12 protein-coding genes and 1 tRNA gene are annotated in these 15299 nt (G+C 66.9%); 7 read left to right on the top strand and 6 right to left on the bottom strand.

Features of this window, described 5'->3' with window-relative positions:
* Nucleotide 1: 1 nt before the first annotated feature.
* From GGR03_RS01620 to GGR03_RS01610, 3 genes are all read left to right on the top strand, one after another.
* Nucleotides 2-547 (top strand): GNAT family N-acetyltransferase, encoded by a 546-nt coding sequence (locus tag GGR03_RS01620; protein ID WP_183205738.1) that lies wholly within the window; start codon nt 2-4, stop codon nt 545-547.
* Nucleotides 544-1482, top strand: coding sequence for an ornithine cyclodeaminase family protein (locus tag GGR03_RS01615; RefSeq protein WP_183205737.1), 939 nt, complete (start codon nt 544-546; stop codon nt 1480-1482). The genes GGR03_RS01620 and GGR03_RS01615 overlap by 4 nt, the downstream gene beginning before the upstream one ends.
* Nucleotides 1483-1577: 95 nt before the next feature.
* Complete coding sequence (locus tag GGR03_RS01610) at nt 1578-2558, top strand: alpha/beta fold hydrolase (protein ID WP_183205736.1); 981 nt, start codon at nt 1578-1580, stop codon at nt 2556-2558.
* A 6-nt stretch (nt 2559-2564) separates the two neighbouring features.
* On the opposite strand, the gene GGR03_RS01605 is transcribed toward GGR03_RS01610, so the two are convergent.
* From GGR03_RS01605 to GGR03_RS01590, 4 genes are all read right to left on the bottom strand, one after another.
* The gene (locus tag GGR03_RS01605) at nt 2565-3740 is read right to left on the bottom strand and encodes an MFS transporter (protein ID WP_183205735.1); all 1176 of its coding nucleotides are present in this window, start codon (nt 3738-3740) and stop codon (nt 2565-2567) included.
* A 60-nt stretch (nt 3741-3800) separates the two neighbouring features.
* Nucleotides 3801-5054 carry a threonine ammonia-lyase IlvA gene (gene ilvA, locus GGR03_RS01600; protein WP_183205734.1) on the bottom strand — a complete coding sequence of 418 codons (1254 nt, stop codon included), beginning with the start codon at nt 5052-5054 and terminating at the stop codon, nt 3801-3803.
* Nucleotides 5055-5354: 300 nt separating this feature from the next.
* Nucleotides 5355-7097: an adenine deaminase gene (gene ade / locus GGR03_RS01595; RefSeq protein WP_183206978.1), complete on the bottom strand. Its 1743-nt coding sequence runs from the start codon at nt 7095-7097 to the stop codon at nt 5355-5357.
* A gap of 200 nt (nt 7098-7297) precedes the next feature.
* Nucleotides 7298-7383, bottom strand: a tRNA-Leu gene (locus GGR03_RS01590).
* A gap of 146 nt (nt 7384-7529) precedes the next feature.
* Between GGR03_RS01590 and GGR03_RS01585 the strand changes: the two genes are divergently transcribed.
* The gene (locus GGR03_RS01585; RefSeq protein WP_183205733.1) at nt 7530-7733 is read left to right on the top strand and encodes a hypothetical protein; all 204 of its coding nucleotides are present in this window, start codon (nt 7530-7532) and stop codon (nt 7731-7733) included.
* A 115-nt stretch (nt 7734-7848) separates the two neighbouring features.
* Here GGR03_RS01585 and wrbA read toward each other — a convergent pair whose 3' ends face one another.
* Nucleotides 7849-8448 (bottom strand): NAD(P)H:quinone oxidoreductase, encoded by a 600-nt coding sequence (wrbA, locus tag GGR03_RS01580; RefSeq protein WP_183205730.1) that lies wholly within the window; start codon nt 8446-8448, stop codon nt 7849-7851.
* A gap of 224 nt (nt 8449-8672) precedes the next feature.
* Here wrbA and GGR03_RS01575 point away from each other — a divergent pair, with 224 nt between their 5' ends.
* Entirely contained in the window at nt 8673-9428 is a 756-nt protein-coding gene (locus GGR03_RS01575) for a competence/damage-inducible protein A (RefSeq protein WP_246367562.1), read from the top strand.
* 10 nt (nt 9429-9438) lie between these two features.
* Here the strand turns inward: GGR03_RS01575 and GGR03_RS01570 are convergent, their stop codons facing one another.
* The gene (locus GGR03_RS01570) at nt 9439-10209 is read right to left on the bottom strand and encodes an LssY C-terminal domain-containing protein (RefSeq protein WP_425486702.1); all 771 of its coding nucleotides are present in this window, start codon (nt 10207-10209) and stop codon (nt 9439-9441) included.
* 152 nt (nt 10210-10361) lie between these two features.
* Here GGR03_RS01570 and gpt point away from each other — a divergent pair, with 152 nt between their 5' ends.
* A complete protein-coding gene (gpt, locus tag GGR03_RS01565) occupies nt 10362-10859 on the top strand; it encodes a xanthine phosphoribosyltransferase (protein ID WP_183205726.1) in 498 nt (165 codons plus the stop codon).
* Nucleotides 10860-11327: 468 nt separating this feature from the next.
* On the top strand, nt 11328-15203 hold the full coding sequence (locus tag GGR03_RS01560; protein ID WP_425486701.1) for a vitamin B12-dependent ribonucleotide reductase: 3876 nt from the start codon (nt 11328-11330) through the stop codon (nt 15201-15203).
* The last annotated feature ends 96 nt before the right edge of the window (nt 15204-15299 follow it).

The raw sequence follows: 15299 nt of genomic DNA, 5'->3' as shown, positions 1-15299 counted from the left end.
GATGGCGCTCCTCACCACCACCGTCACCAGCCTGCAGATGAGCAGCCGGCCCGAAGACATGACCCCGGCGCCGGTCTTCCCCGAGCCGATCGTCGTGCAGGAAGAGCCGCGGATGCCGCTGGAGCGCTACCGCGCGCTCTACCGGGCCGTCGGCGAGGCGCATCACTGGACCTCACGGCTCCTGCCCGACGATGATCTGCGCCGCGAGATCCACAGTCGGGCCATCCGCCTGTTCGTCGCATCGAGCGGATCGGCGAGCGTCGGCTGGTTCGAAATCGAGACGCGGCCGGCGATCGGCGAGTCGCGCATCGTGCATCTTGGCGTCATGCCGGAATTCCGTGGGCGCGGGGTCGCGGGTTTCCTGCTGTCGCAGGCGATCCAGGCGGGTTTCTCCGACGGGATAAGCTGCGTCTCGATCGAGACCAACACGCTCGACCATCCGGCGGCGCTGCCGCTCTATCTGAAGCACGGCTTCAAGCCCTATGCGACTCGGCGGGTCCAGACGCCCGCCATCGAGACGAGGCCGGCCCGCGCGACCGCGACATGAGGTTTATCTCCTTCCCCGACGCCGACAGGCTGTTGACATGGACCATGGTCGCCGACGCGATTGAGGCGGGCCACCGCCTGCCGGCGCCGGAGATCGGCGACATGCTGCTGTCGAGCGATGGCAGGAGCCTCTTGAACCGGGCAGCCTGGGTTTCCGGCCTCGGCATCGCGCTGAAATCGGTCACCGTCTATCCGGATAACCCCCGCAGGGATCCCCCGCTGCCGACGGTGCAAGGCAGCGTGCTGGTGTTCGACGAGGCGAGCGGGGCGCCGGTGGCGCTGGTCGACGGCATCCTCGTCACCAAGTGGAAGACCGCCGGTGATTCCGTCCTCGGCGCACGTCTGCTGGCCCGGCCGGATTCCCGCAAGCTGCTGATCTGCGGCGCCGGCACGCTGGCGCGGTCGCTGGTCGAGGCCTACCGGGAAGTATTTCCGGGGCTCGAGGAAATCCGCATCTGGAACCGGACGCCGGAAAAGGCGGCGCAGCTTGCCGCCGAATGGCAGGCGCAGGGCATCGCGGTCCGTGCCGTCACCGACCTTGCCGCCACCGTCGCCGAGTCGGACATCGTCTCGACCGCGACAATGGCTGTAGCGCCGTTCCTGCAGGGCGATTGGCTCCGCCCAGGAACGCATGTCGACCTGATCGGCGCCTATCGGCCGGACATGCGCGAGGCGGACGACGCGGTGCTGGCACGCGGCGAACTGTTCGTCGACTCCCGCCGCACCACGATCGGCCATATTGGCGAGATCGAGATTCCCCTGCAGCAGGGCGTGATAGACGCCAGCGACATTCGCGGCGACCTGGCCGAGCTCGTGTCGGGGGCCGTCGGCCGCACCGGTCCTGAGGCGATCACCGTATTCAAGAATGGCGGCGGCGCCCATCTCGACCTGATGGTCGCCGACCTCATCCGTCGCACCGTCGCAGCCAAAGGCTGAGCGGGGACGTTGACGCCGTTCGTCGCGGCGGCGGTTTCGCCGAGGCGCGAGACGCGATAGAGCTTCGGCCTTCCGCGCCAACCGGACGGTAACCCGTGATCCTTCGCCTCGTCCTCGCCTTCGTCTTTCTCCTCGCGCTCGCCATCGCGGCCGTCTGGTTTGCCGGGCCGCGCGAGCCCGCGGACCTCACCGTGACATTCGATCCTTCCGTCATCGGCAGCGATCCCGAAGCCTATCTCGCCCGCACCGAGGCGGACGTGCCGAATCTGCGGCCGAACGCGCAGAAGGAGATCGTCTGGGCGTTTCCGGCGTCGCGGGCCCGCACGCCCTTGGCGATCGTCTATGTCCACGGCTTCTCGGCGGCAAAAGGCGAGACGCGCCCCCTTGCCGACGAGGTGGCGCAGGCGCTCGGCGCCAACCTTTTCTACACGCGCCTTGCCGGCCACGGCCGCGACGGCGCCGCCATGGAACAGGCCAGCGTCAACGACTGGATCAACGACCTCGCCGAGGCAGTCGCCGTCGGCCGCACCATCGGCAACCGCGTCATCGTCATCGCGACGTCCACCGGCGCGACGCTCGCCGCCACCGGTGCGGCCAAAGGCGGCTTCATGCAGGACGTAACCGGCCTGGTGCTGATCTCGCCGAACTTCGGTCTGCTCGACCGCTGGTCGTTTGCGCTGGACCTGCCCTTCGTCCGAGAGATCCTGCCGCTGTTCGGCAGCGACACCTACGGCTTCGAGCCGGCCAGTCCGGCGCAGGCCGAGAACTGGACGACACGCTATCCGATCGGTGCGCTTGCTCCGATGGGTGCGCTGGTCCGCGCCGCGCGCTCCGCCGACCTCCAGGCCGTGCTGACGCCGCTGCTGGTGCTCTATTCGAGGAGCGATGCGATCGTCGACCCTGCCGCTACCGAGGTGGTCGTCGCGGAATGGGCTGGGCCGGCGGAGGCGGTGGAGATCAGGGGCAGCGGCGACCCGGCCAATCACGTGCTCGCCGGCGACATCCTCTCGCCGCAGACGACGGCGGACGTCGCGGCGCGGATCACCGCGTGGATCAAGGCCCTGCCGGCCGGTTGAACCGACCTAGCGCGTCCGCATGTCGCGGCTGAACGAGTACGCCGTCAAGCCGGCGGCGAGCAGCAGCGCATAGAAGCCGAACAGGACGGCGTAGGCGCTCTCCGGCGACGTCCGGCCTGCGGCGGTCGCAAAGACGGTGCCGGACAGGAACTGGATGACCCCGGCGCCGCCGATCGAGAAGAAGTTCATCAACGTGACGCCGCGCCCGATGAGATGGGCCGGCACCATCGCCCTTGCATGCGCCATGATCAGCGCGTAGCCGGCCCCGAAGAACGTCACCGCGGTCATCAGCACGACGGCGATCGTTGCGGAGCCGCCGCTGGTCGCGGCCAGCAAAGCAAGGCAGAGGCCGGTCACGGTCACGCCGACGAACGGCACCCGTTTGCGCGTATTGAACAGCACGTCGAGCGGTCCGTAGATGATCGTGCCGAGGATCAGGGCGATCGCCATCACCAGGGTCGCCCGGCCGATGGCCTCGATGTCGTAGCCGTGGACGTCCGCCAGGAACGGGCCGGCCCATAGGCCCCGTAGATTGGCGGCAGGCGCGTAGGCGACGAAGGCGATGGCCATCAGCGGCCAGAGCTGACGCATCTTGAGGAGTGTAAAAAGGGAACCGCTCCCCTGCGGGGCGCTGGCTGCCGGCGGATCGCGGACCAGGGCCGCGACGGCCAGCGCCGCGACCAGCGTGACGCCGGCAAGCCCGGCCATCACGACGCGCCAGCCGAATGCCTCGGTGGCGAGGGCCAGCGGCGCGGATCCGAGGACGCCACCCGACAGGCCTGATGCCACTATCCAGGAGGCGAACATGGCGAAGCGCTGCGGCGGAAATTGCCGCGCCAGAAGGTAGAACGCCGCCATCAGCACAGCCGAGCAGCCGATGCCGATCAACGCCATGGCCGCGATGATGGCCGCGGGTCCCTCTGCCAGCGCGAACAGCAGGGCACCAGCCACGGCCGCGAGCAGCAACAGCGACGTCGTGCGCCGCGGCCCGTAGCGATCGAGCGACCAGCCGACCGGAAACTGCATCAGGGCAAAGGCGATGAACCATACGCCCGACGCCGTCGCCAATGCCGCCTCGCCAACCCCGAGATCGGTAGTCAGCACGGGCGCGAGCACGGCAAGAAACGACCGGAAGAACTGCGACAGCACGTAGGTGACGGCGAGAACGACGATGGCGCTCACGGCCGCACCGCCCGCCCCCGCTGCCGCCCGGCTTGCTCGATGGTCATCCGTCTCGCCCCGTCAGATCAGGAGATCCGCCAGGATCTGGTTGTCGGTGATGTCCTGATAGCTGACACCGCCTGCGTCGAACCGCGCCAGCAGGCTCGGGAAGTTGGCCGCGTCCTTGGTCTCGATGCCGATCAGGATGGATGCGAAATCGCGGGCAGACTTCTTCAGATATTCGAAGCGGGCGATGTCGTCGTCGGGTCCGAGATAATCGAGAAAGTCCTTCAGCGCGCCGGGGCGCTGGGCAAGCCGCAGGATGAAGTACTTCTTCAGCCCCTCGTAGCGCAGCGCCCGTTCCTTGACGTCGGGCAGGCGTTCGAAATCGAAATTGCCACCGGAGACGACCAGGACGACCGTCTTGCCGCGCACGGTCCCGCCGAGATCCCGCAGCGCGTCGATCGCCAGCGCCCCGGCGGGCTCCAGCACGATTCCCTCGACATTCAGCATCTCCAGCATCGTCTGGCAGAGCCGGCCTTCCGGCGAGAGCAATACGTCGTCGGGCTTGAAGCCCGAGAGCGTCGTATAAGGCAGCGCGCCGATTTCCGCGACGGCGGCACCGTCGACGAAGCCATCGAGCTGCGGCAGCCGCACGCGTTCCCCGCTGACCAGGCTGCTGCGCAGGCTGGGCGCGCCCAGCGGCTCGACGAAGCGGAATTGCGGCCGGATCTCGCCCTGGAAATAGCGCACCAGTCCCGATGCCAGCCCGCCGCCCCCGACCGGCAGCACCAGCATGTCGGCGATCTCGCCGTCCAGCTGCGCGACCATCTCGAGGCCGACGCTGGCCTGGCCCTCGACGATGTCCTCATGGTCGAAAGGTGGCACCATGGCAGCCCCGGTCTCGGCCGAATAGGCCCTCGCCGCGGCATAGCAATCGTCGAAGAAGTCGCCGACGAGTTCGATCTCGACGGCGTCGCCGCCGAACACCCGGGTCTTGTCGATCTTCTGCTGCGGCGTCGTCACCGGCATGAAGATCCGACCGTTCAGGCCGAAATGGCGGCAGGCGAAGGCAAAGCCCTGGGCGTGGTTGCCGGCCGAGGCACAGCAGAAACGGCCGGTGGCGGTGCCCTCGTCGATGCGCTTGCGCATGAAGTTGAAGGCGCCGCGGATCTTGTAGGAGCGGACCGGCGTCAGGTCCTCCCGCTTGAGATAGATGCGGGCACCGTAACGGGCCGACAGATGCTCGTTGAGCTGCAGGGGCGTCGGCGGAAACAGCGCGCGAAGGGCCTGTTCCGCGGTGGCGACGCGGCTGCGGAATTCGGACTGGGACATGGACTGATACTTTGACAACGGTGGCGGACCGCGACGCGGCTGCCTAAAAACTCAATGCCGGCGAAACGGCGACAAGGAGCGGCGGCCCTTTCGGGACGCCGCGGGCCGGACGCGCTAACCGACGGAGCGCTGCGAGGCAGCGAACGCGGCACACGCGCCGGCGCCGATAATCGAGGCGGCAACTCCACCGATCGATGTCGTCATAGCCATCGCACGCCCCCTTCTCTAGCAGTTGACCATCGTTCACCGGCAGCCATCGGCCATTGCCGGCATTTTGTAAAGTCGCGACCTATTGAGAGGTCAGACGAAGAGATCGACGAGCTCGAACCGGTCCACGTCGACGATGCCCTTGTCGGAGATCCGAAGGCTCGGAATGACCGCCAGCGCCAGCAGCGAGTGCTGCATATAGGCGTTGTTCAGCGTGCAGCCGGCCTCCTTCATGGCGGCGATCAGCCTGTCGGCCTTGGCCGCGACGATCTCGGCGCGCTCGTTCGACATCAGGCCCGCGATCGGCATCTCGATCAGTGCCCTTTCCTCGCCGTCGGCGAAGAACACCACCCCGCCGCCGACCTCGCCCAGCCGGTTCGCGGCCAGCGCCATGTCCTCGTCCGATGTGCCGACGACGATCATGTGGTGGCAGTCGTGCGCCACGGTCGAGGCCATGGCGCAGCTTCCGCGATAGCCGAAGCCGGAGACGAAGCCGTTGACCACGTCCCCCGAACCGCGATGCCGCTCGACCAAGGCGATGCGGCAGATGTCGGCGGCGGGATCGGCCAGGGCCACCCCGTCCTCCACCGGGACATGCGCCGTCAGCGCACGCGTCGGTGCCTGATTCTCGACCACGCCGATGACCCGCGCCGGGACGGTCGCGCCAGCCCCCGCCGGGGCTTTCACCCGGAAATCGTCTGCAACGAGGGCTCGCCCGAGCCGCACGGTGTCGGTGGCGCTGGCGGGATAGGCGTAGGACGGCATGTCGGCTTCGAGCCGTCCCGCCGATGCCAGGCGGATGCCCCGGCCGTAGACCGTGTCGATCTTCAACTCGGCCAGGTCGGAGACGATCAGGAAGTCGGCGCGGCGGCCCGGCGTCACAGACCCGATCTCGCGCTCAAGCTTGAAATGCTCGGCGGTATTGATCGTCGCCATCTGGATCGCGGTGATCGGCTTCAGCCCCCGGCCGATCGCGTGGCGCACGGCCCGGTCCATATGGCCGTCGCGCACCAGCGTGCCGGAGTGGCAGTCGTCGGTACACAGGATGAAATGGCGCGAGTCGAGGCAGAGCTCAGTGATGGCGCGAACCTGGGTTGCGACGTCGTACCAGGCCGAGCCCAGCCGCAGCATCGCCTTCATGCCCTGGCGCACGCGCGCCACCGCATCCTCCATGCGGGTGCCTTCGTGATCGTCCTCGGGCCCGCCGGCGACATAGCCGTGAAAGGCGCGGCCGAGATCGGGCGAGGCGTAGTGGCCGCCGACGGTGCGGCCGGCGCGCCGTGTCGCGGCGATCTCGCCGACCATGGTCGGATCGTTGGCGGCGACGCCCGGGAAGTTCATCACCTCGCCGAGCCCGATGATCCCCGGCCAGCCCATCGCCTCGGCGACGTCCTCCGGGCCGAGCACGGCTCCGCCCTCCTCCAGCCCCGGCGCCGACGGCACGCAGGACGGCATCTGCACCCACACATTGACAGGCTGCGCCAGCGCCTCGTCATGCATCAGCCGGACGCCGGGCAGACCGAGGACGTTGGCGATCTCGTGCGGGTCGATGAACATCGAGGTGGTGCCATGCGGGATGACCGCCCGGCAGAACTCGGTGACGGTGACCATGCTACTCTCGACGTGCATGTGCGCGTCGCAGAGCCCGGGCACGACGTAACGTCCCGCCGCGTCGACGACCGTCGTCGCCTCGCCGATCGTGTGCGAGGCGTCAGGGCCGCAATAGGCGAAGCGGCCGGCCGCCACGGCGATGTCCGTACCGGGGATGATCTCGCCGGAATGAACGTTCACCCAGCGTGCGTTGCGGACGACGAGGTCAGCAGGACGACGGCCCATGGCGACGTCCACAAGGACCGATGCCACTGCCTCGAAGGGTGGAAAAGGATCAGCCACTGTTTCGCCTCCGTCCGCGCCCGCCAATCTCAACAAACTTTCGTGATCGCGCGCCAAGGTTGTGTTCCTCTTGGCGTTACCACGCCGTCAGCGATGCCGTCACTGAGCAGATTGAGCCGAAGTCTTGCAAATCGGGCCCTGGCTGGTGCGGGCGGCGGGACTCGAACCCGCACGGGACGAAGCCCGAGGGATTTTAAGTCCCTTGCGTCTACCATTTCGCCACGCCCGCGCACCGCGGCAAGTCATCCGAGCCGAAGGTTGCTGTCAAGTTCTGTGGGCTTGCGGCAACAGGACGCGAAGATTCCGATAGCGAATTACGGCGAAAATGCGTAGGGTCAGGTCAGTCAAGAAGCCGGCACGGCCGAGACAGGGGGCATGGAAATGGCAGGCAGTTTCAGCCGTCACGACGGACCTCACCCGATCGAGGACCTGCCCAATACGGAGATGCCGGAGATCGGCGGCACCGACCTGCTCGCGCGGCTTCGGAAGCAGAATTTTGCCCTCGAGCGGCTGCGCAACGCGTTGGATTTCGAGGATGACATCGCCAGTCCGCTGCAGCGTGAACCGCTGCCGGTGTGAGGCGCTTCCGGTCGGGGTCTGGCTCACCCGTGCAACGTAAGCGGCCCCTGCGGGCCGCCCACGTCTTCGAGGCTATGGAACAAGACTGCTCTCGGCGTATGCCGAGTTTTCCGCCTCAGGCGGTGAGCTTGGCAGCAATCTCGGCGATGTGCTTGCCCTGGAAGCGTGCGCCGTCGAGTTCGATCGTGCTTGGCATCCGCGAGCCGTCGCCCTTGGCCATGGTCGTCGCGCCATAGGGCGATCCGCCGACGATCTCGTCCATGTTCATCTGCCCGGCAAAGGAATAGGGCAGTCCGACCACGACCAGCCCGTGATGCAGCAGGGTCTTGTGCGCCGACAAGAGCGTCGCCTCGTTGCCGCCATGCTGGGTCGCCGACGAGGCAAAGGCGCCGCCCACCTTGCCGATCAGTGCGCCCGTCGCCCAGAGCGGGCCGGTCCGGTCCCAGAAGGCCTGCATCTGCGAGGCCATATTGCCGTAGCGGGTGGGCACGCCGATGATGATCGCGTCGTAGTTCGGCAGTTCCATCGGATCGCAGACCGGATAGGGGTGGTCGGTCTTGAAGTGCGCCGCCTCGATGACCTCCTGCGGCGCCGTCTCCGGGACCCGCTTGATGTCGACGTTCGCGCCGCCGCTCTCGGCGCCCTCGGCCACGGCTTTCGCCATTGCCTCGATATGTCCGTAGCTCGAATAATAGAGAACGAGAACCTTCGCCATGAAGCGCTATTCCTTGTCTTGAGAATTCATTCAACCAACCGTCCGGCGGCCACGGAATGCATATCGCACTTCGCCGTGGAATTGTCCGGCGCCCTTCGGTGACGAACCGTCACCTTCGGCGAAACGATATCGCGGGCCGCATGGCACCGATCATCGTTTCTGCCACCTTGCTTTCGGCGTCTCCTGGACCTTCTTATGGTCTAACAGTCGCCCCGGAGTTCAGAATGATCCCTGCCACCGCCGCCATGCTCGCCATTGGCGATGAACTTCTTTCCGGCAGGACGAAGGATCGCAATATCGGCTATCTCGCCGAAATGATGACCGTTGCCGGCATCGACCTGAAGGAAGTGCGGATCGTCGGCGACGAGCCGCATCTCATTTCCGACACGCTCAATACGCTGCGCCGGCAGTACGACTACGTCTTCACCTCCGGCGGCATCGGCCCGACGCATGACGACATCACAGCCGACGCGGTGGCGGCTGCCTTCGGTGTGCCGATCGACGAGCATCCCGAGGCGATGGCCCGGCTTTCAGCTCATTATACGGCGCGCGGGCTGGAATTCACCGATGCCAGGCGGCGCATGGCACGGACGCCCGAGGGTGCGAGCCTGATCGACAATCCGGTGTCCGTCGCGCCGGGGTTCCGGGTCGACAACGTCTTCGTCATGGCCGGCGTACCGAACGTCTTCCAGGCGATGCTCGGCAATGTCGTGGAGAGCCTGCCGGCCGGCAAGGCGATCGAGAGCGTCGCCGTCGCCTGCCCTTATGGCGAGGGCGATATCGGCGATCCGCTGCGGGCCTTGTCAAAGCTGCATCCCGGCGTCGCCATAGGATCGTATCCCCGCTTCGACGGCGAGCGCTTCTCCACCGAGATCGTCCTGCGATCTCGGGATCGAGCCGCCCTCGATGCCGCCGCGGCTGCGGTGTCCGCCATGCTCGCCGGCAAGGCCAGCGGCGCCACGACCGCCACGCCGGGCTGAGCCACAGGGCCTAAGGGTCCGGCGCGAGGGCGTCGTTGACGGTGCGCCATATCGCGCTGCGCAGATCGATCAGCGGCGGGTTCGCCAGTTCCTCGGGCGGCGCGGTGCGTCGCTCGCCGTCCGGGACGAGCACAGAGACCCTGATGTCGCCGTCGGTATGGTACGGGTCCCCCTCGCCGTTGCGCCCGAACAGGGTCGGGCCGACGCCGGGCAGTTCGTAAGTCACCGCCACCATGCCGGCGGCAGCCAGATCCGCGGCGAAATCGTCGCGGGCCTTGTCGACGTCGGGGCCGATCCGATGGGTCACCTGACCGGTATAGTGACTGATGCCGACACCGGCATCGTAGGTCACCGCACCCAGCCATAGCGGCCGCCCCTCCTCCGCCTTCCGCAGCACCTGCCACAGCCGCACATGCAGCCGCCGGTCAGCGCTTCTGCCCACAGGCAGCTCGAAGGCGAGGTCCTCGCGGCGGCCTTCCAGGAAGAGCGGGCTGACCGGCGCCTGGGGATAGGGACGATCGAGGATGACGCTGCCGACGATGTCGATACTGCTGCGCAGGGTAATCGGGTCGGCGGCGAACCAGCCGGCGGCATGCATGGCGAGCACCACGTCGCGTCGCGTGCCGACCAATCCGACATTGAGCGGATCGCCGGCAATGCCGTCGCCGGTGCGCGTGACCATCTCCTTTTCCGCCAGTCCCGGCTGCCTGTCGTGGCGCGCCCAGGCGAGCGGAAGCAGCACATAGGCGGCAAAGGCCCAGACGGCCGCCAGGCCGAGCATGGCGAGCAGAATGCGGCGAAGCCGGTGCCGGGGGCCGCGTCTCCTGGTCACTTGCCTGTCCTGCATCGATCTCGGGCCACCTGGGTCACCTTGCGCCGGGACGACGATTCGGCCTATCGAAACCGCTCTTTCCCGCAGTCCGAAAGCGCGTCATGTCCACGGTCGAAAAATCCTTCCCGGTTTCCTGGGACCAGTTCCACCGCGACGCGAGGGCGCTCGCCTGGCGGCTGGCGGGCCTGCGCAGCGACTGGAAGGCGATCGTCTGCATCACGCGCGGCGGTCTGGTGCCGGCGGCGATCATCGCCCGCGAGATCGGCACAAGGCTGATCGAAACCGTCTGCATTGCCTCCTATCACGAGTATACCGAGCAGGGAGAGCTGAAGGTCCTGAAGGAAGTCGCCCCCTTCCTGCTCGAGGATGACGGTGAAGGCATCCTGATCATCGACGACCTGACCGACACCGGCAAGACCGCCGGCCTGGTCAGGGCGATGCTGCCGAAGGCGCATTTCGCCACCGTCTACGCCAAGCCGAAGGGCCGGCCGCTCGTCGACACCTTCATCACCGAGGTCAGCCAGGACACGTGGATCTTCTTCCCCTGGGATCTCGGCCTGACCTTCCAAGCGCCGATCAGCAAGGGCACGGCGGGCTGAACCGTCCCGATTCGGCCCCGGTCAGGCCGATTCTCGCCGATGGCCACGCGGTATTCCGCGATAGCGATGGCGACCTGCGAGGACGCGCCAAGTTATCCTCGTTTTCCTCCGGTCGCCCGACCGGATCACCTCAAATTCGGCTCTTCCCCAATCGTCATTTGACCGTCTGACCGGACTCGCCATAGCCTCGGGCTAGGCGTGTTTTGGCCGGCTGGCGGAGTGCTGGCGCGTGGCTTGCCGATCCCTGACGGCGGTCCGGGAATAGCGGGGAAAACCTGGGCCCGTTCCGAATTAAGGTTCGCTTAAGCACCCTGAATGCACTATATCTAGTGTCGTTGGGCCGCCGTCATACAAGATGCGTGATTCTGACGATTTCAGGGGCCGGACCGGCTGGAGGGGGAAACTTCGCCGGTTTGGCGACCCTTCGCGGCAACAAATTTGCGATACGAGGATGGGACCGTCATGGGAATGAAGATCGAGCGCCGCTACACCAAGGCCGGCGAAAGTGCCTATGAGTCGGTCGCCTTCCGGAAGGCCACGAGCGAGATCCGCAATCCGGACGGCTCGGTGGTGTTCCGGCTCGCCGACATCGACGTGCCGGCGCAGTTCAGCCAGGTGGCATCCGACATCCTGGCGCAGAAATATTTCCGCAAGGCGGGTGTTCCGGCGAAGCTGAAGAAGGTCGAGGAGAACGACGTTCCCTCCTTCCTGTGGCGGTCGGTCGCCGACGAGGCAGCGCTCGCGGCGCTGCCCGAGGACCAGCGCTACGGCTCCGAGATGGACGCACGGCAGGTCTTCGATCGCCTCGCCGGTACCTGGACCTATTGGGGCTGGAAGGGCGGCTATTTCGTCTCCGAGGACGATGCCCGCGCCTTCATGGACGAGCTCGCCTTCATGCTGGCGACTCAGAAGGTCGCGCCGAACTCGCCGCAGTGGTTCAACACTGGCCTGCACTGGGCCTACGGAATCGACGGTCCGAGCCAGGGCCATTTCTACGTCGACTACCGCACTGGCGAACTCACCCGCTCGGCGACCTCCTACGAGCACCCGCAGCCGCACGCCTGCTTCATCCAGTCGGTGGCCGACGACCTCGTCAACGAGGGCGGCATCATGGATCTGTGGGTGCGCGAGGCGCGCCTGTTCAAGTACGGCTCGGGCACCGGCTCGAACTTCTCGCATCTGCGCGGTGAAGGCGAGAAGCTGGCGGGCGGCGGCAAGTCGTCCGGCCTGATGAGCTTCCTGAAGATCGGTGACCGCGCGGCCGGTGCCATCAAGTCCGGCGGCACGACGCGCCGGGCCGCCAAAATGGTCGTCGTCGACATCGATCACCCCGACATCGAGACCTACATCAACTGGAAGGTCCGCGAGGAAGAGAAGGTCGCAGCCCTCGTCACCGGCTCGAAGACCGTGTCGAAGCACCTCAAGGCGATCCTGTCGGCCTGCGTCAATTGCGAAGGCCCGGACGGCGACTGCCACGACCCGATGAAGAACCCGGCGCTGAAGCGCGCCGTCAAGGACGCCAAGCGCGCCCAGGTGCCGGAAAACTACATCAAGCGCATCATCCAGTTCGCACGCCAGGGCTACACCGACCTCGAATTCCCGGTCTACGACACCGACTGGGACTCGGAAGCCTATCTCACCGTCTCCGGTCAGAACTCCAACAACTCGGTCTCCCTGACCGACGACTTCCTGCGGGCGGTCGAGCAGGACGGCGACTGGAACCTGATCCGGCGCACCGACGGCAAGGTGGCGAAGACGCTGAAAGCCCGCGAGCTGTGGGAGCAGATCGGCTACGCCGCCTGGGCCTCGGCCGATCCCGGCCTGCACTTCAACACGACGATGAACGACTGGCACACCTGCCCGACGGCTGGCCGCATCCGCGCGTCGAACCCGTGCTCGGAATACATGTTCCTCGACGACACGGCGTGCAATCTCGCCTCGCTGAACCTCATCCAGTTCCAGGAGGAGAAGACCGCCGATGGCCTGCGCCGCTTCGATGCGCCGGCCTTCGAGCATGCCGTGCGACTGTGGACGATCGTCCTCGAGATCTCGGTCTTGATGGCGCAGTTCCCGTCCAAGGAAATCGCCCAGCGCTCCTACGACTACCGCACGCTCGGCCTCGGCTTCGCCAATATCGGCGGCCTGCTGATGACCGCCGGCATCCCTTACGACTCGAATGAGGGCCGCGGCATCTGCGGCGCCATCTCGGCGCTGATGACGGGCGTTGCCTACCGCACCTCGGCCGAGATGGCCGGCGAGCTCGGCGCCTTCCCGGACTACGAGCGCAACGCCGAGCCGATGCTGCGCGTCATGCGCAACCATGCCCGCGCCGCGCACGGCATCGCCAATGGCTATGAGGGCCTGGCGGTCGATCCTGTGCCGCTCGACCACGCATCGGTGAAGGACAAGCGGCTGTCCGGCCGCGCCAAGGCAGCCTGGACGGAAGCCGTCGAGCTCGGCTCGAAGAACGGCTTCCGCAACGCCCAGGTCTCGGTCATCGCGCCCACCGGCACGATCGGCCTGGTCATGGATTGCGACACGACCGGCATCGAGCCCGACTTCGCCCTGGTGAAGTTCAAGAAGCTCGCCGGCGGCGGCTACTTCAAGATCATCAACCGGGCGGTGCCCGACGCGCTGCGCACGCTCGGCTATTCGGAAAGCCAGATCGCCGAGATCGAGGCCTATGCGGTCGGCCACGGCAATCTCAACCAGGCGCCGGCGGTCAATCCGTCCTCGCTGCGGGCCAAGGGCTTCGGCGACGCGCAGATCGAGAGCCTGAACGCAGCGCTGGGCGCCGCCTTCGACATCAAGTTCGTCTTCAACAAGTTCACGCTCGGCGAGGAATTCTGCCGCGACGTGCTGGGCTTCACCGATGCCGAGCTGAACGACTTCTCCTTCGAGATGCTGCCGGCGCTCGGCTTCAGCCGCAAGGACATCGACGCCGCCAACATCCATGTCTGCGGCGCGATGACGCTCGAAGGCGCGCCCTTCCTCAAGGACGAGCACCTGGCGGTGTTCGACTGCGCCAATCCGTGCGGCCGGATCGGCAAGCGCTACCTCTCGGTGGACAGCCACATCCGCATGATGGCGGCGGCGCAGCCGTTCATCTCGGGGGCGATCTCCAAGACCATCAACATGCCGAACGACGCGACGGTCGAGGACTGCAACGCCGCCTACATGCTGTCGTGGAAGCTGGCGCTGAAAGCCAACGCGCTCTACCGTGACGGCTCGAAGCTGTCGCAGCCGCTCAACGCCTCGCTGATCGCCGACGAGGATGACGAGGACGAGGACGTCGTCGAGATGGCGACCGCCGCTCTCATCGCCGCGCCGCCCGTTGCCCAGGCCGCGCAGGTGGCCGAGCGCATCGTCGAGCGCATCGTCGAGAAGGTGGTCCGTGACCGCGAGAAGCTGCCGAACCGGCGCAAGGGCTATACCCAGAAGGCCATTGTCGGCGGCCACAAGGTGTATCTGCGCACCGGCGAGTTCGACGACGGACGGCTCGGCGAGATCTTCATCGACATGCACAAGGAAGGCGCCGCCTTCCGCGCGATGATGAACAATTTCGCCATCGCCATCTCGCTCGGCCTGCAGTTCGGCGTGCCGCTGGACGAATATGTCGAGGCCTTCACCTTCACGCGCTTCGAGCCGGCCGGCATGGTCCAGGGCAACGAGGCGATCAAGAACGCCACGTCGATCCTCGACTACATCTTCCGCGAGCTGGCAGTATCCTATCTCGACCGGCACGATCTCGCTCACGTGCAGCCGGAGGATTTCGGTGCCTCGACCATCGGCCGCGGCGTCGATGGCGACAAGCCGGCGCCGATGCCGGTGTCGCACGGCATGGTGCGCGGCCAGACGTCGCGCTTCCGGCTGGTGTCCTCGAGCGAGCCGCAGGGCTCGGCCGGCGGCGCAGCACCGGTGGCGAGCGTGAAGAGCGTGGTCACCGCCGCCAACACGGCCGGCCGCCCGGCGACAACCGCCGGCACCGTCCGCGCCCCGGCGGCGACCACTGCCCGCGCCCCGGTGGCTGCCGTCACCGCAGGCGCCACGGCGTTCAAGCGCGAGTACGAGCAGGCGCCGATCGACGAGCCGGCGCCGATCGCCGACGTGACCCCGGCGCAGGGCCTGTTCGACCAGCCGCTGGCCTTCCCGGCCAGCGACCGCGACACGGCCAACGTCGCGCAGGGCACCGCGCCCAACGTCTCCAGCGCCGAACGCCGGACCATCGCGATGATGAAGGGCTACACCGGCGAAAGCTGCTCGGAATGCGGCAACTTCACCATGGTGCGCAACGGCACCTGCCTGAAGTGCGATACGTGCGGCTCGACGAGCGGCTGTAGCTAAGGCGCTAAAAGCAGAAGCCTGAAAATACCGAGTGTTGCGTTGATCTCAGCGGCACGCTGGTTTGCCTCAGGGCACTGAAATGACACCATCGTGGCA

The sequence above is a fragment of the Aurantimonas endophytica genome, from assembly GCF_014196845.1.
GTDB lineage: Bacteria > Pseudomonadota > Alphaproteobacteria > Rhizobiales > Rhizobiaceae > Aurantimonas > Aurantimonas endophytica.
Note: the sequence above shows the minus strand (reverse complement) of the source record. Positions and strands in the feature narration are given on the sequence as shown.

Bases quoted from the DNA above. Each gene is read 5' to 3' on its own strand.
- GGR03_RS01620 (WP_183205738.1), top strand. From the start codon at position 2: ATGGCGCTCCTCACCACCACCGTCACCAGCCTGCAGATGAGCAGCCGG.
- GGR03_RS01615 (WP_183205737.1), top strand. From the start codon at position 544: ATGAGGTTTATCTCCTTCCCCGACGCCGACAGGCTGTTGACATGGACC.
- ilvA (WP_183205734.1), bottom strand. From the start codon at position 5,054: ATGTCCCAGTCCGAATTCCGCAGCCGCGTCGCCACCGCGGAACAGGCC.
- ade (WP_183206978.1), bottom strand. From the start codon at position 7,097: ATGGGCCGTCGTCCTGCTGACCTCGTCGTCCGCAACGCACGCTGGGTG.
- GGR03_RS01585 (WP_183205733.1), top strand. From the start codon at position 7,530: ATGGAAATGGCAGGCAGTTTCAGCCGTCACGACGGACCTCACCCGATC.
- wrbA (WP_183205730.1), bottom strand. From the start codon at position 8,448: ATGGCGAAGGTTCTCGTTCTCTATTATTCGAGCTACGGACATATCGAG.
- GGR03_RS01575 (WP_246367562.1), top strand. From the start codon at position 8,673: ATGATCCCTGCCACCGCCGCCATGCTCGCCATTGGCGATGAACTTCTT.
- GGR03_RS01570 (WP_425486702.1), bottom strand. From the start codon at position 10,209: ATGCTCGGCCTGGCGGCCGTCTGGGCCTTTGCCGCCTATGTGCTGCTT.
- gpt (WP_183205726.1), top strand. From the start codon at position 10,362: ATGTCCACGGTCGAAAAATCCTTCCCGGTTTCCTGGGACCAGTTCCAC.
- GGR03_RS01560 (WP_425486701.1), top strand. From the start codon at position 11,328: ATGAAGATCGAGCGCCGCTACACCAAGGCCGGCGAAAGTGCCTATGAG.